Origin of the sequence: Paenibacillus sp. FSL H7-0714, assembly GCF_038003765.1 — a bacterium.
In the GTDB taxonomy this organism is placed as follows: Bacteria; Bacillota; Bacilli; order Paenibacillales; family Paenibacillaceae; genus Paenibacillus_AQ.
The window spans coordinates 2,723,473-2,742,916 of sequence record NZ_JBBOPT010000001.1 but is presented as its reverse complement, the minus strand read 5'-3'; the positions used below and the strand labels follow the sequence as shown (position 1 = coordinate 2,742,916).

The 19,444-nt window shown below is 48.5% G+C and carries 22 protein-coding genes; all 22 read right to left on the bottom strand.

The annotated features are described in order from the left end of the window. Window position 1: 1 nt before the first annotated feature. The 22 genes from NST34_RS12010 to terL all read right to left on the bottom strand — a co-directional run bounded on the left by NST34_RS12010 (window position 2) and on the right by terL (window position 19,384). Entirely contained in the window at window positions 2–574 is a 573-nt protein-coding gene (locus NST34_RS12010; protein ID WP_341127868.1) for a YmfQ family protein, read from the bottom strand. After that, on the bottom strand, window positions 567–1,706 hold the full coding sequence (locus NST34_RS12005; RefSeq protein WP_341127867.1) for a baseplate J/gp47 family protein: 1,140 nt from the start codon (window positions 1,704–1,706) through the stop codon (window positions 567–569). Before NST34_RS12005 ends, NST34_RS12010 begins: the two co-directional genes overlap by 8 nt. Then, a complete protein-coding gene (locus NST34_RS12000; protein ID WP_341127866.1) occupies window positions 1,706–2,158 on the bottom strand; it encodes a DUF2634 domain-containing protein in 453 nt (150 codons plus the stop codon). The genes NST34_RS12005 and NST34_RS12000 overlap by 1 nt, the downstream gene beginning before the upstream one ends. After that, on the bottom strand, window positions 2,151–2,537 hold the full coding sequence (locus NST34_RS11995; protein ID WP_341127865.1) for a hypothetical protein: 387 nt from the start codon (window positions 2,535–2,537) through the stop codon (window positions 2,151–2,153). The genes NST34_RS12000 and NST34_RS11995 overlap by 8 nt, the downstream gene beginning before the upstream one ends. After that, window positions 2,530–3,540: an XkdQ/YqbQ family protein gene (locus NST34_RS11990; RefSeq protein ID WP_341127864.1), complete on the bottom strand. Its 1,011-nt coding sequence runs from the start codon at window positions 3,538–3,540 to the stop codon at window positions 2,530–2,532. The genes NST34_RS11995 and NST34_RS11990 overlap by 8 nt, the downstream gene beginning before the upstream one ends. Beyond that, window positions 3,537–4,196, bottom strand: a complete 660-nt coding sequence (locus NST34_RS11985) for a LysM peptidoglycan-binding domain-containing protein (RefSeq protein ID WP_341127863.1) — start codon at window positions 4,194–4,196, stop codon at window positions 3,537–3,539. Before NST34_RS11985 ends, NST34_RS11990 begins: the two co-directional genes overlap by 4 nt. A gap of 283 nt (window positions 4,197–4,479) precedes the next feature. Continuing rightward, window positions 4,480–7,377 (bottom strand): phage tail tape measure protein, encoded by a 2,898-nt coding sequence (locus NST34_RS11980; RefSeq protein ID WP_341127862.1) that lies wholly within the window; start codon window positions 7,375–7,377, stop codon window positions 4,480–4,482. 198 nt (window positions 7,378–7,575) lie between these two features. Beyond that, window positions 7,576–8,028, bottom strand: coding sequence for a phage tail assembly chaperone (locus NST34_RS11970; RefSeq protein ID WP_341127861.1), 453 nt, complete (start codon window positions 8,026–8,028; stop codon window positions 7,576–7,578). Window positions 8,029–8,057: 29 nt separating this feature from the next. Beyond that, a complete protein-coding gene (locus NST34_RS11965; RefSeq protein WP_341127860.1) occupies window positions 8,058–8,468 on the bottom strand; it encodes a phage tail tube protein in 411 nt (136 codons plus the stop codon). Window positions 8,469–8,482: 14 nt separating this feature from the next. After that, entirely contained in the window at window positions 8,483–9,952 is a 1,470-nt protein-coding gene (locus NST34_RS11960) for a phage tail sheath family protein (RefSeq protein WP_341127859.1), read from the bottom strand. Further along, the gene (locus tag NST34_RS11955; protein ID WP_341127858.1) at window positions 9,953–10,153 is read right to left on the bottom strand and encodes a hypothetical protein; all 201 of its coding nucleotides are present in this window, start codon (window positions 10,151–10,153) and stop codon (window positions 9,953–9,955) included. A 17-nt stretch (window positions 10,154–10,170) separates the two neighbouring features. After that, window positions 10,171–10,998 (bottom strand): hypothetical protein, encoded by an 828-nt coding sequence (locus tag NST34_RS11950; RefSeq protein WP_341127857.1) that lies wholly within the window; start codon window positions 10,996–10,998, stop codon window positions 10,171–10,173. Beyond that, the gene (locus tag NST34_RS11945; protein WP_341127856.1) at window positions 10,995–11,243 is read right to left on the bottom strand and encodes a hypothetical protein; all 249 of its coding nucleotides are present in this window, start codon (window positions 11,241–11,243) and stop codon (window positions 10,995–10,997) included. The genes NST34_RS11950 and NST34_RS11945 overlap by 4 nt, the downstream gene beginning before the upstream one ends. A 173-nt stretch (window positions 11,244–11,416) precedes the next feature. Beyond that, window positions 11,417–11,800: a hypothetical protein gene (locus tag NST34_RS11940; protein ID WP_341127855.1), complete on the bottom strand. Its 384-nt coding sequence runs from the start codon at window positions 11,798–11,800 to the stop codon at window positions 11,417–11,419. Continuing rightward, window positions 11,800–12,159, bottom strand: a complete 360-nt coding sequence (locus NST34_RS11935) for a hypothetical protein (protein ID WP_341127854.1) — start codon at window positions 12,157–12,159, stop codon at window positions 11,800–11,802. The genes NST34_RS11940 and NST34_RS11935 overlap by 1 nt, the downstream gene beginning before the upstream one ends. Window positions 12,160–12,171: 12 nt before the next feature. Then, window positions 12,172–13,206 carry a phage major capsid protein gene (locus tag NST34_RS11930; protein ID WP_341127853.1) on the bottom strand — a complete coding sequence of 345 codons (1,035 nt, stop codon included), beginning with the start codon at window positions 13,204–13,206 and terminating at the stop codon, window positions 12,172–12,174. Window positions 13,207–13,222: 16 nt separating this feature from the next. Further along, window positions 13,223–13,618 carry a DUF2190 family protein gene (locus NST34_RS11925; protein ID WP_341127852.1) on the bottom strand — a complete coding sequence of 132 codons (396 nt, stop codon included), beginning with the start codon at window positions 13,616–13,618 and terminating at the stop codon, window positions 13,223–13,225. A gap of 19 nt (window positions 13,619–13,637) precedes the next feature. Beyond that, window positions 13,638–14,813, bottom strand: a complete 1,176-nt coding sequence (locus tag NST34_RS11920; protein WP_341127851.1) for a hypothetical protein — start codon at window positions 14,811–14,813, stop codon at window positions 13,638–13,640. Then, the gene (locus tag NST34_RS11915) at window positions 14,806–15,192 is read right to left on the bottom strand and encodes a hypothetical protein (RefSeq protein ID WP_341127850.1); all 387 of its coding nucleotides are present in this window, start codon (window positions 15,190–15,192) and stop codon (window positions 14,806–14,808) included. Before NST34_RS11915 ends, NST34_RS11920 begins: the two co-directional genes overlap by 8 nt. 39 nt (window positions 15,193–15,231) lie before the next feature. Next, window positions 15,232–16,254, bottom strand: coding sequence for a retron-type reverse transcriptase (locus NST34_RS11910; RefSeq protein ID WP_341127849.1), 1,023 nt, complete (start codon window positions 16,252–16,254; stop codon window positions 15,232–15,234). Window positions 16,255–16,257: 3 nt separating this feature from the next. Next, window positions 16,258–17,739 (bottom strand): phage portal protein, encoded by a 1,482-nt coding sequence (locus NST34_RS11905; RefSeq protein ID WP_341127848.1) that lies wholly within the window; start codon window positions 17,737–17,739, stop codon window positions 16,258–16,260. Continuing rightward, window positions 17,732–19,384, bottom strand: coding sequence for a phage terminase large subunit (gene terL, locus NST34_RS11900; protein ID WP_341127847.1), 1,653 nt, complete (start codon window positions 19,382–19,384; stop codon window positions 17,732–17,734). Before terL ends, NST34_RS11905 begins: the two co-directional genes overlap by 8 nt. Window positions 19,385–19,444 lie beyond the last annotated feature (60 nt).

Genomic DNA, 19,444 nt, shown 5'->3' with positions numbered 1-19,444 from the left:
TTCATTCTTCCAAGAACGGCGCGAAGTCGGTCAGCTTGCGCTGCTGTAGTTGGTTTATCGTCATGGTGTTTTGGATCTCACGAATTAAGAGGTAACGATATTTATAATCAACTAACATATGAGCTGGTTTGATTTCTTCAATGGCAGCCTTCAAGTCGTCAAGGTTTGGCGGAATACCGAGAGTATCAATAAAGCGAACCGTAAAAGCATACTCTGCAGGGCGGAACGAAACATCCACGGTTCCGCCGTCATATACTTCCGCCACATTTTTAACCAACTGCCCCGAGAACTTACCCGCTCCTCTAAGCTTGGATTCGACTACAGAGCGCCTCTGTTCAATAGGCTTTGAGGTGTCAACAGTAAGATCGAGCTCTTTCTCCCATATTTCAATCCCCCAAGTAGCGGTACTAACGAAGAACTGATTTAACACCTCATTTAACGCCTGCGTAAAATAATCCAACTCCACTCCCTTAGCGTTCATGTCCACTTGTATGACACGTGACTTTTCATAATAGGCTGGCAGATTAGCGAACATCTTTTGACCGTTTGCGCTAGTAATAGGGAAATCACTCACTGACACTCACCGTCCCTAGTACCGCTACTTGTCCCGGGTTGATTTGGACGTTTATATCCGAAAGTCCGTTGACTGTCAGGTCTGAAAAATCAATAATCGGAGGAATATCCAAGAGAACCGCCGCAATCCGTGTATACCGTACAAGCGAATCTACGAATGCGAGCTGCTTTAAGTAGGCAGTTACACCCGATTCAATCAGGGTTTTTACTGCTAGCAATGAAGCTCCGGAAGCCAGGGTTAGTTTTACGGAAATATTAATGGGTACCTCTACTGCCGGCATGACTGTTACCACAGGACCGCCTGGAGCCGCCCCTTCTCCTTGTCCATCCTGGGTGGGGTCGATAAATTTTTGAACCGCTGCTACAATGCTAACGTTCGCAGCGCGCTTGTCCGTGTCCAAGAGGTAAATACCTACCGTTCCCGGTCCCTGCCATAATGGCTTAACCTGTACCGCTCCAACACCAGGGACTTCACTTGCCCATAGCATATAATGAGCTTTGTTCCCGCTTGTCCCGGGATTGCGCACCCGGAGGTAATAGCGTTCAAGTAGCGATGTGTCTGTTTCCATATCTGCACCGCCAGTAATAGCTGCCTGGTTCCTTACAGCCGTCACTCCACTGATTGGCGTACTAATAATTTCAATTACGCCAGCGGGGACGATGCCGGCAGCTCCAGCCACTACTGCACGGATCGATGCAGTACCCGCTCCGGTTGATCCTATTGTTACGGCTGCGGTGGTCTCATACTCAATACTTGACTCACCGGATGCTTCATCTGCTGGTGTAGCTACAATCGTCCCGGCGGGAATAACCTTCCCGGGAGTTCCGTTAAACGTCACTTGTCCCACTGCTGCCACTGCATCGCGGCGTGTGACGCCATGCTCGGCCGCCCGCAGCGTCAGCTCATCTGAACGATATGCCGGATCAGTGCTGGCAGCCGTGCTGGCGAAGCCGCGGCGCAGTATCTCACGAGCCCATATAGCCGCTTCCGCCAGTGCAAAGGCTACCGGCTCTTGTGCATCCCAAATAAAAGAGCCCTCGGACTTATCAATGTCCTCGGGCACTCGGTTCAGCATGCGCTGCATGATTTCTTCTTCGGTTTGGTCTTGCAAGTAAAGAGGTAAATCAGACATCAGGCATCAGCCCTCCCGTCTATTGTTTCTGATTCTTCTCGTACATTCGTAATTGTGCATGAGAAACTACAGGTATCATCCACCCAAGTAAACGCGAAATTACTTACTGAAGCCGTTCGCGGGTCCACCATAAGCGTCTCCGTTACAATCCGCTGGATTTCACTCTCCTGGACCGCCTTGCTGTAGCCCCTGCCGATAAGATCATCAAATTCCTGTCCATGATTGCGGGAGTAAATGACATACCGGTATCGCGGAGTAAGTAGTGCTTTTCGACACCACTGTACCCAGGCCTCCTTTTCTCCAGCAGCGGCAACTTTCCGGGTAGGTGTCATAATGAAATCACCCGCTTCATAGTCAAAACGCCAGCTTCGGCCGAATTTCACTTCCGAATCTGTCGATGTACCGGAGTCCGAACTGCTCCACCCGATGTCGTCCGGAAATAGATTAGCCACCGGTATCCACCACCCTGCATATGACTACAACGTCATTCCCACCGTTTACAGGTATAGTCAGTACTCTGTCACCTGGCTGGAGACCGGCGGCCATATTCACTTGTACATCTTCGATTTCCTTCGCAGGCACGTTGAAGGTGGCCGCCCCGCTCCCACTGCCGGTGTTTATAGTCCCAGATAAGGTATAGGAGGGCATTCCAAGCGTTACCGTCCACCCAGCAACGAGATAATCCTGAATCTCATGCTTGAAACTGTCCAGTTTGAGACCAGAAGCTGTGATGGTGCCCATTTCCGCCGGAACGCCAACTAATGACTCCCCAATCTTTTTACCAAACGCTTCGTGAAATGCGTCGTGTAGTGCATCATATGCATCAACCATATTTCAGAAAATACCTCCTTTTGACATAATCGACGCTCGCCAGATCCAAATTCATATGCCCAGGGTCTCCCAGCATGTGAGTGATGGACGTCACGATCTGCTCCACTCCGTTCAGCTTTACTGAGTCCCCAGCCCGCAGCGTGTTGATATCCAGCCCGGTGTAAGATATGGTCTCTTGTATCCCGGTCAACATCGATTCTGCCAGCTTCTTCCCGGCTGCCGCTGTCTTTACATCCTCGTCCTGCACCATGCGCTGTAGCGTGCCGTATTTCTCAGTTTCGCCAGTTGCAATAGCGAGGATCGGGGACGGCGATTCCTCTTTGCTTCCTGATCCTTTAGTACGTACTGTCTTCTTGCGGTCCTCCGTGCCGATTACCTTTACTTTGGTTATAGTCCCCTCTAATGTACGGCGGCGGGATATGCTCTCTGTCGCCTCTAAGACCCAAACTGTTGAATTGCTACCGACTTTAAAGAGTTCCAGGCCCGTAGTCGTCATGCGAGGGATATACATGTCCCCGCCCGCTTTAACTGTTTCCTGCAAATCGGATGTTATCATGTTGTAAATGGCCTGCGAACGGTAAACAGCCTTTTTCAGCTTAGTCTTGGTATCCGGGATAGTGGAGAGTTTTATACCCCAGTCTGTCGCATACTTCCGGAGCCGCTGGCTGGCCGTTTGCCCTGCTGGAAACAAGTATTCGTCTTCGGATTTAGCTATATATATAGTCCGGTCATAAATCGTTAGATCCAGTGTTTTGATGTCGCCAGTGCCGCTGTTTACCTCCCAGACTACCCCAGGATCAAGGAGAGGTTTCCAAACGTTTTGACCATACGGCACGCCGCTGACCCGGATAATGTCTGCAGGGTTAATTACTTGCATGGAAGCAGGAACCGTGATCTTTACGCTAGCTGTATATGATATCTGGTCAAGAGAGTCTTTCAACAAAATACTCTCGATCAGCTCCCGAAGATAGTACTTATCCAGGTGGACAACCTCATAGCTCATGTGGGCATCACCAGCTTCTGACCGGGCTTGATCTTATTGGCATCCGGTCCGATGGTACTTTTATTCAAGGCATAAATGGCTCCCCACTTCGCGCTGTTGCCCAGCTCCAGCTTCGCAATTTTGGACAAGGAGTCTCCTGACTTCACCGTATACGTTTTTGGCGTCTTCTTGGTGTCTGGTCGGCTTACAGCCGTACTTGCGGTTGTGCCGTTTTTAGTGGTTGCCGCTTTTGTCGCTCCTGCCTTCGTATGGACTACCGGCTCTCGCCAGGTCCGCATAGTCAGGTCAAAGTAAACATCCCCCGGTTCGCCACCTCTAAAGGTCGTGTCATGTACAGAGAGAATCACCAGATTGTTTACGAATGTATCTGTGATGATGAAACGTACCGGCTGCTTACTAACCGTATAGGTAGTTAAAAGGTTCATGGCCTCCTGGGGCTTGGGTATATTTTGTGTGACACAGTACGTATCTGGCTCTATGGGAAAAAAAGAAGAGAAGGTGATTTCCTTCACCTTCTCCCCGCTCGGATAGTCAAACTCTCCGAATCTTACTATGTTAACCGTTTCGATACCTTTCCCACGGTTAATTTTGATTTCTTCCGGATTGACCGGGAAGACGAAGTTTTTGCCCGCTCCATCTATAAGGTGTAGTTCCATATGGATCACCCCACTTATTTCGCTTATTTAAAGAAAAACAGAAAAAATATAATCACAAAACCACTTAAAAAAGTTCGAAATAACTCTTTAGAGAACTTTTTTTTGTCATTTTCTTTATAAGCCCATATTGCATCACGAGTTGTAACGGCGAAAGTCAAAGCTATGAGTATTAGAAAAGGATAGTATACCCAGGGATTAAGCATTTTCGTTCCGATCCATAGAAGAATATCCATTAATATCACCCCTCATATGATTGTATTCTCCTTATGAGGGGAATTTCCTTTTATGGCTTGAAATTTTGCGTTCTTCTCCGCATTTCTGCAGCGATTGTGCCTCCAACTCTCTGTCCAATGACATCATAATCAATTTCCTCGTTTTGGACAGTTACTTGAACGGTTCCGGGTGGCAGAGTGATATTAAACTGATTTGTGGTCTCAGCTTTGATATTACGAATACCATTTTCCATACTACTGATCTGTTCTGGAGAAATCCGGACAGTTTGAGTTTCTGTACTGTTTTTGGTATTGTTCATTCTTCCGGTATATGGATCTGGATTGCGCCCTAATACAGCATCTACTCCCACCGGAAGTTTACTACCAAGTACCGCATCAATAACAGGAGCAGTTTGCTTCTTTTTGCCGTACATTTTATCCATGTACAAGTCGCTCAAACCACCACCTACCCAACTACCTCCCAAACCGCCACCAATACCGCCGACAATTGCACCTATAGCAGTACCAGGCCCGGGTATAACAGAACCGACTGCGCCGCCAGCCGTAGCCCCTGCCCAAGCACCAGACCATCCACCGAGTGAAGACCCAACTTTTTCAGCTCTGTCTCTTCCGGGATCTGCCGTAGCTATAGAGTAAGCATCAACGGCCGCAACTAACGGCAAGGCTACTTTTGAAGCTACTTTTAATCCCGGAACAGCGAAATCCTTCGGAGGATTGACTAGCTTTCCACCAGGACGATACCGCGGATCTCTCCTCAACTCATTCCAAGGGATTTTTGACTGAGAAGCATCTGCTACACCCGCAGCCGCTCCCCTAGCAGCGGATTCCCCGGCAATTATTGCACCTTCTGAACCCGCAACAACAGCCGGAGCTTTACCCGCTAACGTTTGTACTACATTTTTACCTGTACCTAAAACGCTCTTTGCGATGTCAATTGTTGGTTTTAAGACTTTTGTATAGATTGGTTTTCCCAACGCAGCAGCAGCTACTGTTATGCCGCCTGCAAGTCCTAAAGTTCCAGTCGAAGGTTCTGTGATAGCATTACCGTACACATTGCCTATTGCGCTTGCTGCCTTTTTAGCTATAACTCCTGCATCAAACGACTCAATAAACCCTGTGAAAAACGCTGCACCCGCAGATTCTCCCGCTGTCTTATACGGTGAATCATCCCCATCATCTAACAGTCCCAAAGCACCCATAAAGACGCCCTTCAGCGCTCCTCCTAATCCCGCTCCGATCTTGCCGGCCATATTTGCCACAACACCTTGTCCTGTACTTCCCCACCATGTATCAAATTGAGCCTGGAGGTCATCAAAAACAAATCCAATTTTCCCTTTAAGGCTAAGATTCTGGAATTCCGTATTATTTAAGAAATGAGTTTTGACATAGGATTCAGCTTGTGAGGTCATTTTCTCCATGGCTGCAGTAAGCTCAGGTGTATATCGAGTAACTACTTCAGATAATTTCGTTACAACCTTCTGAATAATCGGCATTGTCGGAAGCAAGGCTGAAATTTGGAGTGTTTCTACCGCTCCTTTGAACATCTCAACCGCCCCGGTCGCTGAATTCATCTTATCTTTCGCCACTTTGAGTGCTGTTACATTGGACATTTCTCGCTGGAAGTCCTTGATACCTTTGGCGCCTTCCTTATACAGAATATTCGCTGCCCGGATAGCATCCGTGCCAAACATCTGTTTAAGGTAGAACTGTCTTTGCTCATTTGTCAGCCCTTTCAAGCTCTTCTGAAGGGTATCCGCAATAGAAGTCATATCCTTGATATTCCCCTGATCGTCATAAAACGCAGAGTGAATGAGCCCTTGTGACATCAGGAACTGCCTGGTTGCTTTTGCCGCCCGGGCTGTACCTGTTTTAATACCTTCTTGTTTAGCCACAAACTTTTCCATGGCCTTTGAGATCTCATCGAACGATGATGATGCTGGCTTAATACCATTCTTCTGCATAAACTGTATAGATTTCGTCGCGTCCATCGTTAACAAACCGAAATCCTCAAAGAGCCCATAGGCTTTAGCTGTCTCAGGAACTAAGTTGAGGAGCAATGTCTTCAAGGAAGTACCCGCATCACTACCCTTTAAGCCGTTGTTACCTAATACCCCGAGAGCTAAGTTAGTATCAAGGAAGGACGCTCCAACCCCGTCTGCTACCGCTCCTACCATAGATAAGGAATACCTAAGGTCATTCAGGTCAACCGCTGAAGCATTCGCTGTACCTGCCAGGATATCAGATGTCCTCGCCGCGGATAGAGCGTCCTTTTTATAGGCATTTAAGGATGTAGACATGAGCTCAGCCGCTTCGACCATCTGCATACCGCCTGCAGTCGCTAGATTCAGCGCCGCGCCGAGACCGCCGTCTTGAACCTGGCTTACTGACAAACCGGCTTTAAGTAGCGCCTCTTCTCCTTGAGCCGCTTCCAGTGCGTTATACTTCGTCCGCATACCTTCAGAAAGCGCTAGTGCCTGCATTTTACCCAGATCTTCATCGGATATTTGGGTCAGGGCTTGAATCGATTTCATTTGGTTCTGAAAGTTCATCGCTTTCTGCGTTGATTTTACGCCTGTATATACGGCTGCTCCAGTAAGTATTGCCGCACCTGTAACTGCTGTATTGACCGTAACCCGGAAAGCCTTTCGAGTGAGATTACCCAACATAGAGGATAACTTACCTATCCCCGCTGAAGCACGATCAAGCAGCCTTACTTCCGGTTTGGCATTCATACGGTCTAACCGGTTCATAGACGATGTGATCCGGCTAGCTGAGGAGGTTAGACGGTCATTAAGTTGAACCGTCGGATTCATCCGGGTTCGGCCCAATGCTGCAGCTCGTCGCTGAGTTTGTTCCATCAAACGTTCAACAGCACGAAGCTGCTGTTCTGTTCGCTCCACGCCACTTGTGCCGATCACAAGGTCTAACTGATAAAATTCATTAGCCATTTGTCACCCGCCTTCCTCGGCGACCACTTGGCATTGCTGGCATCCCCGGTGGTGCCTTTGAAATAATCTCAAGCTCTCGCTCCGTGAATGCCCGCAAGAGCAACTGTTCACCTTTGGGCAAAGACCAAAACGCCCCGGGGCGTAGATCATGCTTTGTCCATAAATGGAACAGCAGCGTGACCATTCCCCCGGAGCGGGTTAGTTTTTTACTTCTTCGATATCTACACCGAATCCGGACAATTCGAGCACCTTATCCCCTACAGCATCCATTTCCCCGGCTAGTAGCAGCCGACGGACAGCTTGATCGCCACCAGAAAGTTTCAATTGGCTGGTAATCCGCTCGTCTCCCCATCCCTTCAAGCTCACTTTCTGCTCGTTCTTCTCCCCATAATTCTTTACAACTTGAATTTCCTTTGTCGCTTCCTGAATAAGCGTGGAGTTAAACATTTCGTTGTCCAGCTTCTCGGTTTGGATGCCCTTTACGTTTTTACGAGATGTGCATCGTTCCCGGATGCTGTCCACACGACTGGAGGTCAATCCATTCAGTGTGACACGCAGGCCCAGCCGCTTGATAAACACCGATTCTTCTGGTGATGTGGCTGCAGTTTCAAAGAGTTCCGCCAAAATCTGTTGTTCGGTCATTTCGCTCATTGTTTAATACCCTCCATTTTTATAATTTATTAATTAGCGACAATTGGATCGAGAAGTTCATAACCCTCAAATGTGAAGGATGTTTCTTCCGTTACTTCTTCCCCTGCCGTCCAATTAGCAAGTTGGATGCTATCCGGCATACAACGGATCAAACGAACCCTTTCGAATCCATAAGCTTCGGGATCTTCCAACTTTGAAATGATATCGAATTTTGAAAATCCGCGCTGGATCATACCAGAGGTTATCTTATAACCACTGATTGTGCCGGTGCCGCTTTGAGCCCCGATCTTAAATTGCTTCCAGTTATAACCGACTAAGTTCAGTTCCCGCTTGTCCACATCAATCTTAGCTTCCAAGTGGTTAATATTCGTTTGCCACACTCCATCAATAAAAGCCTGTCCAAACGTCCCGAGTATCGCCCGGGTTGGGTCCATTGCCATAACATCTCACTCCTTTATTGCACGTTAAACGTGCCGAATATTTGCTCCATCACGTCGGTATCATCCGCCGTCCAAGTGAGGAATACCTGATCGTCGTCCGGCTTGATCGCTGGTGAGGATCCATAAAACCGTGGATCAAGTGATACGTTGTAGCCTGTTGACTCGATTACGCCTTCAGTAGCCAGTGTCCTGAGGTAATCTTTGCCCGCTCCAATAAGAGCGAGACGACCTTCAGCGGTGTTATTGACCTTGCCGATGTAATTATCCTCTGCTGTCTGCATCAGATCGTAGGTAATCTGATCCATCACGCGAATCTTCCGGATTTTCTTCCATCCTTTGTTCTGACCGGACCGCAGTGAGACTAAGCTGTTGATACCCTTCAGTACCTTCACCTTCCGGCCATCATGTATAAGGAGGAACACCCCGCCTTTGACAGCTGCCTCTTGCTCAGAACGTGTCCAGCGGCGGGTGACGTCTTCAAACGGGGAAGCGGCATAAGTGGTAGAACCACTAAGTGCAGTTCCCGCAACAAGTCCAGCCACCCATGCAGCTGTTTGTGCGGAGCTGTAAGAAACACCATCCAATACGCCACCATCGCCGACATTAATAACGCCCTCAAAGTCCACTGTCGCGCTTCGGGTAAGAGCAACGCTCACTGCTGTAGCTCCTGTGTCCTCCGCTGCGGAACCTCCGAGTGCAACTGTGATTCCTTTACCCTCTGCCCGCAATCGTTTCACCCAAGCTACTACGCTGGTTCTAAGGGCCGCATCGAAAACACCGTCCAAGGCGAGCACATGAAAGTCCTGAGTCTCAAACGCACCAAGAGCGGCGATATAATCCGCATTGGTAATGCCCGATATCCCAGAGTTACCGCCAGTCAGTGCGATGTTCGAAGCATCAGCCAGTATGCCATTGCCAGGGAGCAGAACGGAAGCGGAAATCCATATGTTTCCGGCGTCCTCATTGATAGCCGCCGCTGCCGCCGCAACGGTGCCGCTGGTAAATGTAAAGATTCGCAGCAGGGTCGTACCGTCATACAGCTTGATATCTTTCTTGTTGTTATCTACCAAGTTTGTAGCAACGGTCAAGCGGAAGTTATTTCCACGGGCTCCCTTGTACTTGGCATCAATCCTCAGGGCGTTTACCGGAGTTGATGTCGTATCCTGAAGTGTTTTGGTTGCGATGGCTGCTGAAGAATCTCCAAGGCGATATGCCAGCACCTTCTTAGGTTGAGCCAGTAAGGCCAGCCTCAAGGTAGTTCGAGCCGTGGCGCTTCCAGTCTCATCATCCGTAAACAGAGCAGTAATCGCCGCTTCGCTACCGACTTCTACAAATTCATTCATCGGGCCCCAGTGAGCTTTAACAGGCAAAACGACAGTGCCGCGGGCTCCTGGCTCAATGGCTGCCAGTGCAGCAGCCTGAAAAATCATATAAAGACCTGGCAATGCCGGCATATCTGTTGCACTCCATGTTCCTCCTGCCATTTACAGCACCTTCCTTCCTAAAAATTCATCAATAAGACTTCGCGCCTGATCCACAGTCAATTCGGTTTTTCCACTGCCATAAAAAGCGCCTTCCAGTACCTCCGGACCGCATGAAAAAAGAGCCCCGGCATGCGCCAAAAGCTCTTGAACAGGTACGGAGGGTTTAACCGGCTGTGCTGCAGCTTCTGATTTCACTGCCACGCTTACCACCTTACCTCTCATATTCGTTTATAGTTTACTTCAGCCATCAGTGGACCTTCATCTGTCAGCTTCTGAACCTTTCGGCTTAAACTGATGGTAATCTGTCCCTCTTTTATGGCGTCCGCTTCGATATTCGCCTTCAGATCGGCAACAGTCATGTATCTACGGTCCAGTAGATCGAGGGGTATCTTAGGTACGCTGCCTATCGCCTCAATGAGTTTAAGCACACTGTAATGCTCTTGATTGCCATCCGGACCAAGGACATGCGCGGTGAACCGCTTCGTGATCTGGAACATTCCAACTCCGAGCGGCTTAGCTTCCATGCCGGTGATCCGCCACATGATAGAGGAACGGGTATATCCAACGGGCCAAACGCCCTTATACACACTCCACTCCCGTCCGAATAGCGTTTCAGTCCAGGAAGCAAGTGCATTAAGCCATGGATCTGATGTCACCGGAACACCGGCACCCATAGGCTGCAAAGCCATTACAGCAAACTGCATGCCGCGCGTAATGGCGTCCCAGTCCTCATCAACGGTATCCTGAGATGAACCCATATATGAACAGGTGAATACCTCTCCTGCTTCCGTTACAAGCGGCTCAGCCACCAGAGCGGCAGCTATCTCCTGTTCTAGATCGTCAACAGCCTCGAAACTGGTACGCGACACATAGGGCCATACCTCAATGATCCGCCGGAAGCCTGCCCATGCAGATTCGTTATCATCGTCACCTTGGAGAACAACAGCATATGGTTTTACGCTGTCTTTACTCGCAGCATGCGGTTCAAACACATCTGTCAACGATGGGACAGCTTCAATGATACGATTTCGAATTGCATTCCTCATTGCATCGCCCACCATTTCGCAAGAGCCTGCTTGATTTTACCTTTGTACTTCTTCGCAGTCGGTAAGACAACGGGCCGTGCCTTCGTGCCGGGATGGTTTACCTTCTTCACCGGATGAGCCGCACCCCGCCAGTACAGCGCCTTCTTATTCTTCGGCCGGATTACATGTGGCTTCGTACCTAATTCCAAGTACGTGCCGTATTTAACGCCATGCGCCAGGTACATTACAATTTTGTTCTTGCCCATCGGCTTCGCTCCGGCGTGCAATGACCTGCGAGCGGTTGAGGTGCGGTCAGTCCAGGTGGCTTTCGTCTTCATTTCGCCTTCTGCAGTTTGTGCAAGGTTCTGAATAATCGCAAACGCCCCGGCCTGCTTGCGCCTCATGTGGGCGCGGGCATTATCCCCAAGTTTCGGCACGATTACCTCACCCTCTCCAGATCTGCCTTGTAGCCCACAACAGTACCGTTAACGACATGCGGCATAACCTGCAGAACTTTGAACTTGTCTCCCAAATGGTTGAACGAATCAGATACCTCGGTGCCCGCTTGGATATCTGCATATTCGTCTGCCAGCAGGCTGTATGCCCTATCAATCTGAACGGTACCAATGGTGCCCGAGTCAACCTGCGGAGATTGGGCATTACCGCCGATAAAAATCCGGACGGTAATGGACGGCAGGTCTTCCTGAAATTCTTCATACCCGCCGCCCTTTCTCCGCTTCCCCTTCCGGTGGATAGCAATGGAAGAAGGATTCTGACTGATATTCCAGGCGATATGCTTACGGCGAAGAGCTACAAAGTCCATCACAGCACCTCTGGAGGCTGGACGCTGAACATATAGCTACCGTAATTCGCAATTTCCTTTACAGCGTCAGCTGTAGCTCCATATTGTTTAGCCATCGCCAAAGTATGATTCAAACGGTCTTTCAAGGAAGTGAGATCATATTTTTCAGAGCCGATGCTGTAGCTCTCAATGTCCGCCTGCAACAAGCCGGCTTTCTCCATCCACCCTTTCGCTACTGCAGAATCTAAAATATCTGATTCGGTCAGCAGCGTATCTAGGTCAAAGTCGGTGAAATTCGTACTTGCTTCCGTCCCGCCTTCGGGAATCCGCTCATTCAGCAGTTTCCGGAGGCGGGTGCGGAGCTCAGTTGTAGCTTCCATAAAATCACCTACTTAAGAGAATGAGATTTCCTGAACGTTTTCTTCCACCGCTGCATAGACGCCGCGGTAAGACCATCCGACAATCTGTGCTTCGATTAAACGAGACAGATCAGCTGCTGTGGACTCAATGCGCAAGTCTTGCTTTTCGAGCTCTTTGAACCCCCGCTTCGGACGGATAAGGTAAGCCTTACCTTGCTGGACTCCCGGATATGCAAATTCTTTCTTGCCTACAGTTACTTCCCAGCCATCATAGTAAATAATTGTATCTATCCCGGACACGGCAGGATAAGTGGTGCCGTTGATGGTGTACCCGCCTTTGAGAACCATATCGATATTCTCTTTGTCCAAACTGGACGCCAGCAGGATATTCCCAGCCCGTTTAGCTGTGCGGGCATCACCCTGTGCCTTAGTAAGTGTTTTATACATCCGCACCCAAGCTGGATCGGCTGTTTCGCCTTGATATGCAGTCTTGTTGGTTGGTTTGTACGTATAGGTAATGATAGGTCCCAAGTGCATGTGATTCACTTTGGCATTATAGGCTTCGCCCATCGCCTTGTTCATGATTTCAACAGTGAAATATTCATTGAAATCCTTCATTTCTTTGGTGTATTCGAAACCAGCGGCCTGTGTCAGAATACGTGCAATAGGACCCGCTTCTGCGGACAAGGCTCCAAATTTCACCTCTTCCCCTTCCATGTGGTCAGTGAACACAACTACACCGTAAATCGCCCATTTAACATCAACCACTTTTGGCAGGGTGGAATCGGAAATAGTCTGGTAAATGGGCTTATACAGCACCGGCACTTCTTCACGGCCCAGTTCGACATCCAATACCACTTTTCTCATCAAATCTTTGAATTGATCCAAGCTGCCACTAGTCAACATTTCACCAACAGGCTTAGTGAATTCCAGTGTTTCCATTTCTCCGTTTACAATGTTCTTCGCAACGGCAAGAACTTCCCCATTTACAACAAAGGCCACATCCGTTTTGAATGTGCCCTTACGGCGCTCTTCGCGCAATGTATCAATGCTGATTACTCTTGTCATGTGATGTTATCCCCCTTTATACTTGCGGCCCAAGAATGAGCCAGATTACGTTGTTTGCATCCTTACCGACAGTTATACGACCAACTTGACGATTATCAGTAGCCGTTTCAGTAAATTTACTGGTACTGGCTGACCAGTAAACAGCAGTGCCAGCAGCAAAAGCCTGGCTGGTGCTGATTTGGTCCGTTTCAAATTCTGCTTGTTCAATGTCCAAAATGACCTCTCCAGTTTGCCCAGCTCCAGTTGTGACGGATTGCTTTGCAACACCGAAGAAACCACCGAGCAGATAGAACTTTTCAGCTTCGATAACAGTATTCTGAGGCACTATCACCCGAACAGATTTACCGTCACTGACTTTGGCCCGAGCTACACTGGTTCTGGTTGTTGGTACTGGTTGTCCTCTAAATGACATATTCTTTTCACTCCTTCTCTTAGATGCTGGTACGGCGTGTTTTCACGCTGGAGCCAGCATTATTGTTATTGTTGAATCCGTTCCCTGTAGCCGCTGCCGGGTCAGTATGATAATTGCTGACAATCGCTTTAACAGCTGTGTCCGCCAAAAAGGCATCCATTTCACCGGCAATCTGCTCTTTGGTCGCTGTAGCAGCGATGGAAGAAGAGTGATATGACCAAAGCTTACCGATTGCTGTCGCAGGGTCCTTGATGTCCTTGCGGACCGCCTCAGAAGTAACTTTCTCTGTAATCATTTCGCCAACAATTTGATCGCGGCCCGCTCCAGCATCTTTTTCAGATGCCGCTTTAAGCGATTTAAATAGGTCCTCGACGTTCATTTCGCCAGTTACACCGAGAATATCCTTAGCTTTACCACTAATCTCAAGCGCACGTTGAACTTCTTTAGCGAATTCAGGTGTAAGTTCTTCAACAACCTGCTGATCAGTCAAGCCCATTTCACCAGCCAATGTACCAATAGTGACGCCTTTAAGACCATGTTTCTTTTTTACTTCTGCTATTACCTGAGCCCATTCCACTTGCCCATCATCTCCCTTCGAATGTTCGGGGCCTCCCCCATCTAAATCCCACATTTCACCACTTACTGCAACAATTCGGGTCGGCATCCCCATTCGATCCAATGGAGTCCAGTCAATACTAAGAGGGTCATACCCTACGACCTGTGTTTCACCCGATGCCGTCTTAAGTGCCGGCCTACCGAAGATACTTACTTGCTTAATTCTTCCTGTTCGCAAGTACCTCTTAAGGTCGGGCTCTTTTTGATCAATGATCCCACGGAAGTAAGCAGCCTTATCAGTCATCTTTGCCCCGATCCAGTGAGTTGCTGGGTCAATAAATTGGTTTGACACATCTTCAGCCTTTTGGTGCCCCTTAAATCCAGCAAGGGTACGTGTATTGACTGCATCAACAATGTCCTGCAAGGACTTGTGAGTGTAGTTCCAGCCTCGTTTCGACTTGCCAACCGGTATTTCTACCACAACCTCATATGGGTCCGTATCGCCCTGCTTGATTGCTTCAACATCCACTCCTGGAGCCGAGGGGATGTCCTCGACACTCATTTCGCCAGCAACTCCACCAAAAAGACGAAACAACCTGTCTTCCTCAGCCATCTCACCGTAATACATGATTTTATGCATTTGCATTCACCCCCTTTCGTGCCAGCCCAACAAGGGCTCCAGCAATCATATTAATGGCCTGCTCTTCGGCCGTTGCCAAATATCCCTCGTAATCTTTGGTCATTGGGAAAAGGTGTATGTGCAATAATTCATGAATCAGTATTTTTTCCATATCTTGTGGGTGGAGTTCATCAGGCGAATAATCCAAAGGGTCCAGAATACGAATATTTGCGGACCTGTGTTCCTCTTGAACCGTGATTACACCGTTGGAATTAGGTAGGTTCATATCCCTTCCACGCTCAATGCTGGTCTTAACATCCCAGTCCTGTAACCGAAGCACCTTTTGCCACTCAGCACATTTCTCTTTCAGTTGTTCCTCTGTAAAGATCACTGATTTCAATACAATTCCTCCTTTTCGCACGACAAATAGGCCGCTTCACTAAGCGACATTCGAGTACACATTTTGATACCAATCTTCCAGGTCTGGCTGACTCGTCGGAGTCTTAGCCCATTGGTTGAGACGGTGCATGAACAAATCAAGGTCTTCATGAACAGAAATCAGAACACACATGCAATTAGGGTGCGCCGGCATATGAGGTTCTTGACCTACCGGCCATACGCCGCGGCCCATTCCGTGGTCAGCTCCTGCCAGTTCGTCGCAGATATCAGGCTTAGGGTGGGCACCAGAGAGCACCCATTTCATGCCGGCATAGCTTGGACTTACTCGGGCAGCTGCAATCGTGCCCTCTCCAAACGCCGCAGCAGTTTCCGTTCGGACCAATCGCAAGGCTTCATAGGATAGATCGCTCGGAATCCGACCGCCCATCCGCTCCATCATTTCCGGATAATCTCCAGCTAACGTCTTCTTCCCGCGGCGAACATACTGCTCCAAGAAGCGGGCAGTCTTTACCGGATCTTCCCCGTTTTTGATACCGTCCTGAATGATCTCAGTCATGCTATGACGGGCTTTGATCCCCTTCTGCCATATCCGGTCTGATAGCATCAGTCCGTTCTCGCTCCGTGCCCACATGGCATCGACAGCCTGCTTGTTGGTTCGAAATATCATTCGTTCTAACGGCTCTATCGGAATCTTAGCACTGCTAATATGCAGCTTCGTGATATCAAAAGAGTAACTTGTCCCGGCATCAACGCCCTTAATGATGTATTGATTCATTTTCTCGCGAAGTGATTGGGGAATGTTTGTTTCTCGCAACATCTTCATCAACGGATCAAGATAGCGCTCGTTTAATTGGCTGCCGTATCCTCGGCTCCGCAGACTTCGAATTTCTCTGGCAACTTGATCTCCGGTCCGAATGAATATCCTGCGTACTTCAGGTTCCTGATTGAGCAGAACGGAGGTGTACTTTTCCCGAGCAGCAAGTGCGAAGACTGCATATTTACCAGCAGACATCTTCAACTCCTGTAGTAGCTTCCGGGCTGACTCCGTTGCATAATCTGCCATAAGCTACACCGCCTCGTTCTTTTCTGCATCCAAAATCTGCCCGTCCTCCAAGCGTCTAAGGAGCAACTTTGTTTTTAAGATGCGATCCTTCTCTCCTTCTACGTCGTCACTGCCTTCATAGCTATGCATAGTATCAACCCAGTACGCCAGGTATTCTACTGCCGCCGGTTCGCTTATAAGACCGCCAGCGAGCGCCTTATCCAGGGCTTCAACGATCGTTTTAAGCTCCTCCGCTACATCCTTGGAATCTCGCTGATCCACAGTCTCCCAAACAAGAGAAGTTTCAAAGGTATCAAATGTGACTAGCCCCGATTGGGACGTCATAGAAAGGACCATTCTCGCCAGCATCTGCCACGAGTCAGCGAATGACTTCCGTTTCCGCTCTACTTTCTGAATGAAGATAGGCATTTGCTCTTTCACACTAGATAGGCTGGACGGCGTATGGACCCCAAAAACAAACTCTGGTGTCTCAGAAGCCGATACGATGCAGTAGAATACAAATTCCAGCAATGCCATTGCATCCCCGGTGGCAGACTTGGCTTCAATGAAACCAGCATCTTCGTCGTCCTGAAACAAAAGGATCTCTTTACCGTGTAAATTGAGTTGCCCACCGTTTGAAGCAAACTTCTTCGGATCGGTAACTCCGAAATTATTAAGCAAAAAAGCAGGGACATTCTTAAGCTTCAGCTTCAGCCTTGGTGTACTGTGCATTTTAGATCCTTGCACTGAAGCAAGTAGCACATCATGATAGATTTTCAGAAACGGTTCTACTGATTCCAGGTCACTTTTACCGAATTCTGTAGTCTCATCTCCGTCATTCTTAAAATGAACAATAGGTATGAAACCCCACGGATTGTCGTGATCTCCTGGTTCTGCATTCGGTGGGTTCTCGCCGTCAATCTCAATAACACGACGCTCTGCGCTTATTTTCTGCCGAATTTTGCATGTTCTTTTGCTCCCTGATTCGTCATGCCATGAATGCTGAGATTCTAGAACATATTGAATAACTTCACCAGTAAGAGGATCAAGGTCTATACGAGTGACCTGCTCAGGAGGGATGATGTTATAAACAATGCGTACTTCGTTTTCTGGAAAGAGTTTGGATTTCTTCTCTTCTCTTGTTAACCAAACAAAGCAGTCGCCCTCCTTGATCGCGTTCAGATGTGTTCTTTGTGCCTTTGACTCGTTCTTCTTCATAAAGTCATTCAAGGTCTTTTGGGCGTCCTCATCAGATGACTTAAACTCAGGCAACCCCATGTAACCAACTGGTGCATTAACTATCTTCTTGGCAAAGCCAGCCCCGATTTTATAGCTTTCTTCAGTGTTGTCATATAGTGCTCGCGCCTTGGCATAGTCCACACGGCTTGAATCAAGCGTATACGTCCCTCCCAAGGTACCCGTAACCACTCCCCATAGACCGCTTAGCCCTTGGCGCAGCTTGGACATTTCCCCGAAGACTTTATCCATCCATATCCATTTAGGCATATACCCGCCCCCTTCCGAACAATGCAGCAACTTCTGGGTCTACCGTCACGCGACCATTCTTAGCAGCATGCGTTGCCATCTCCAGTGCATCTGGTCCGTCATCCTTCTTTGCCTTCGGGAATGACTCCAATTGCTCAATGAGCACGCGCTGTAGCCCCTTTGCAAAGCGAAGATAGTGGTTCTTGATGTCCGGTTGCAAACGTGTAATCCGTAACACTTTATCTGATGTTTGCTTGAGCTCAGAGATAGGCAGGTAGATGCCTTTCTCAGCAGACCGCTTTTTCACTTCACTTGCAAAAAACTCTTGGAACTGAACAGTCTCAACTACAAAATCCTCATACTCAATCCCGTTATCTTTGTAATACAGTGCCCGTCCAAATATATCGTCGATGATCTTGTCCGGATGTCGTACTTCCAGATCGGCATAGACACACCACAGTTGACCTGTGTGCCTGTGACGTGCAACATCAACGATAGCGGAATAGTCTCCGCCTTTCGCTTTTTTCCCAAGCGATGGATCACAGGCTCCAAAAATAATGTAGTCTTCTCGCAACTCTTCCATAGTAGGCCCACTCTCAAGCTCTACAAGCCCGTTGAAGAGGCATTGTGCTTTATCTATAGGTTCATTCTGCAACTCCGAGTTAAACGCCATCTCGGAGGCTAGGCGAGCTACCATGAGGCTGTAATAGGTATGCTTCTCAGGCCACAGCACTTCTGAACCTCGAAGCATCTCTTGCTCGTTGGATTTAAAGAAGATCTCAGCATCCCGAATGCGGTCATGGTTCTCAAGATTGAGCGCTATCCGTGTCCACTCATCCCATAAATCTTCACGCTCTGCGAACGCAATGACCGCCTTGTAAATCTTGCTATCAAACAAGGGATTGTCGATGATTCGCTTAAGCACAGAATCAGACTCAAGGATTGTGCCCATTACGACGATGTCCGTCAGGGACTTACCACCAAGGCCGGTACCACCTGCCCTAAGTACGGCCTTCATGAACCATTCGTCATACGTCCAGCGCTTGTTCTCCTCTGACTTAACGTTTTTATCGTTCTCGATATCATCAAGCACGATCAAGTCAGGCCTGTGGTTCTTGTACTTTAGACCGCGGATCTTGCCGCCGATACCTTTTGCAATGAGACAAACTCCGTTGGAAGTGACCATTTCCGTTACGTTCCAAGTTACGCCCCTCAGTTGACCAAAATCCTCGATGATGGCAACATTCTCGTCCATCTCCTCTTGGATTGCTTCAAGATACCCGCTGGCTTGATCCTCTGTATCCGAAACAAGCACAATGAAGTGTTTAAGACCATAAAGAGTACAGTACAGCGGCAACCCGAGTGTTAGCTGTGTCGACTTGGCATGTTCTCGAGGAGCTGCCCGGCACATCTTCGTACCACCGCTGCTATCTATAAGCTTCTTAAGGTCGATAAACATTTCGTGGTGATGCTTGGAAAACGGTAGGTTAAAGTAATGCGGCAGGTAGGCTTTGCAAAAATACTCTTGATCGATCTCGGCGAGCTGCCTTCGTAATCCATCCTTACCTGTGAGCTGAGTGCCCTCGTCAAGAAGATTGCTTATTTGGTCTGTCGGAAAGTGTCTTTGCAAATACTCCTGCATCAGTTCCAGTTCCCACTGTTCCATGTGCATCACCTCCAAGGCAAAATAAAAAGCACTCCTGAATGGAATGCTTTGGCTAAATCT

What these genes read in the sequence shown, in the direction of transcription:
- NST34_RS12005 (WP_341127867.1), bottom strand. Translation starts at nt 1,706, where the DNA reads ATGTCTGATTTACCTCTTTACTTGCAAGACCAAACCGAAGAAGAAATC.
- NST34_RS11995 (WP_341127865.1), bottom strand. Translation starts at nt 2,537, where the DNA reads ATGGTTGATGCATATGATGCACTACACGACGCATTTCACGAAGCGTTT.
- NST34_RS11990 (WP_341127864.1), bottom strand. Translation starts at nt 3,540, where the DNA reads ATGAGCTATGAGGTTGTCCACCTGGATAAGTACTATCTTCGGGAGCTG.
- NST34_RS11985 (WP_341127863.1), bottom strand. Translation starts at nt 4,196, where the DNA reads ATGGAACTACACCTTATAGATGGAGCGGGCAAAAACTTCGTCTTCCCG.
- NST34_RS11980 (WP_341127862.1), bottom strand. Translation starts at nt 7,377, where the DNA reads ATGGCTAATGAATTTTATCAGTTAGACCTTGTGATCGGCACAAGTGGC.
- NST34_RS11970 (WP_341127861.1), bottom strand. Translation starts at nt 8,028, where the DNA reads ATGAGCGAAATGACCGAACAACAGATTTTGGCGGAACTCTTTGAAACT.
- NST34_RS11965 (WP_341127860.1), bottom strand. Translation starts at nt 8,468, where the DNA reads ATGGCAATGGACCCAACCCGGGCGATACTCGGGACGTTTGGACAGGCT.
- NST34_RS11960 (WP_341127859.1), bottom strand. Translation starts at nt 9,952, where the DNA reads ATGGCAGGAGGAACATGGAGTGCAACAGATATGCCGGCATTGCCAGGT.
- NST34_RS11950 (WP_341127857.1), bottom strand. Translation starts at nt 10,998, where the DNA reads ATGAGGAATGCAATTCGAAATCGTATCATTGAAGCTGTCCCATCGTTG.
- NST34_RS11945 (WP_341127856.1), bottom strand. Translation starts at nt 11,243, where the DNA reads ATGGGCAAGAACAAAATTGTAATGTACCTGGCGCATGGCGTTAAATAC.
- NST34_RS11940 (WP_341127855.1), bottom strand. Translation starts at nt 11,800, where the DNA reads ATGGACTTTGTAGCTCTTCGCCGTAAGCATATCGCCTGGAATATCAGT.
- NST34_RS11935 (WP_341127854.1), bottom strand. Translation starts at nt 12,159, where the DNA reads ATGGAAGCTACAACTGAGCTCCGCACCCGCCTCCGGAAACTGCTGAAT.
- NST34_RS11930 (WP_341127853.1), bottom strand. Translation starts at nt 13,206, where the DNA reads ATGACAAGAGTAATCAGCATTGATACATTGCGCGAAGAGCGCCGTAAG.
- NST34_RS11925 (WP_341127852.1), bottom strand. Translation starts at nt 13,618, where the DNA reads ATGTCATTTAGAGGACAACCAGTACCAACAACCAGAACCAGTGTAGCT.
- NST34_RS11920 (WP_341127851.1), bottom strand. Translation starts at nt 14,813, where the DNA reads ATGCATAAAATCATGTATTACGGTGAGATGGCTGAGGAAGACAGGTTG.
- NST34_RS11910 (WP_341127849.1), bottom strand. Translation starts at nt 16,254, where the DNA reads ATGGCAGATTATGCAACGGAGTCAGCCCGGAAGCTACTACAGGAGTTG.
- NST34_RS11905 (WP_341127848.1), bottom strand. Translation starts at nt 17,739, where the DNA reads ATGCCTAAATGGATATGGATGGATAAAGTCTTCGGGGAAATGTCCAAG.
- terL (WP_341127847.1), bottom strand. Translation starts at nt 19,384, where the DNA reads ATGGAACAGTGGGAACTGGAACTGATGCAGGAGTATTTGCAAAGACAC.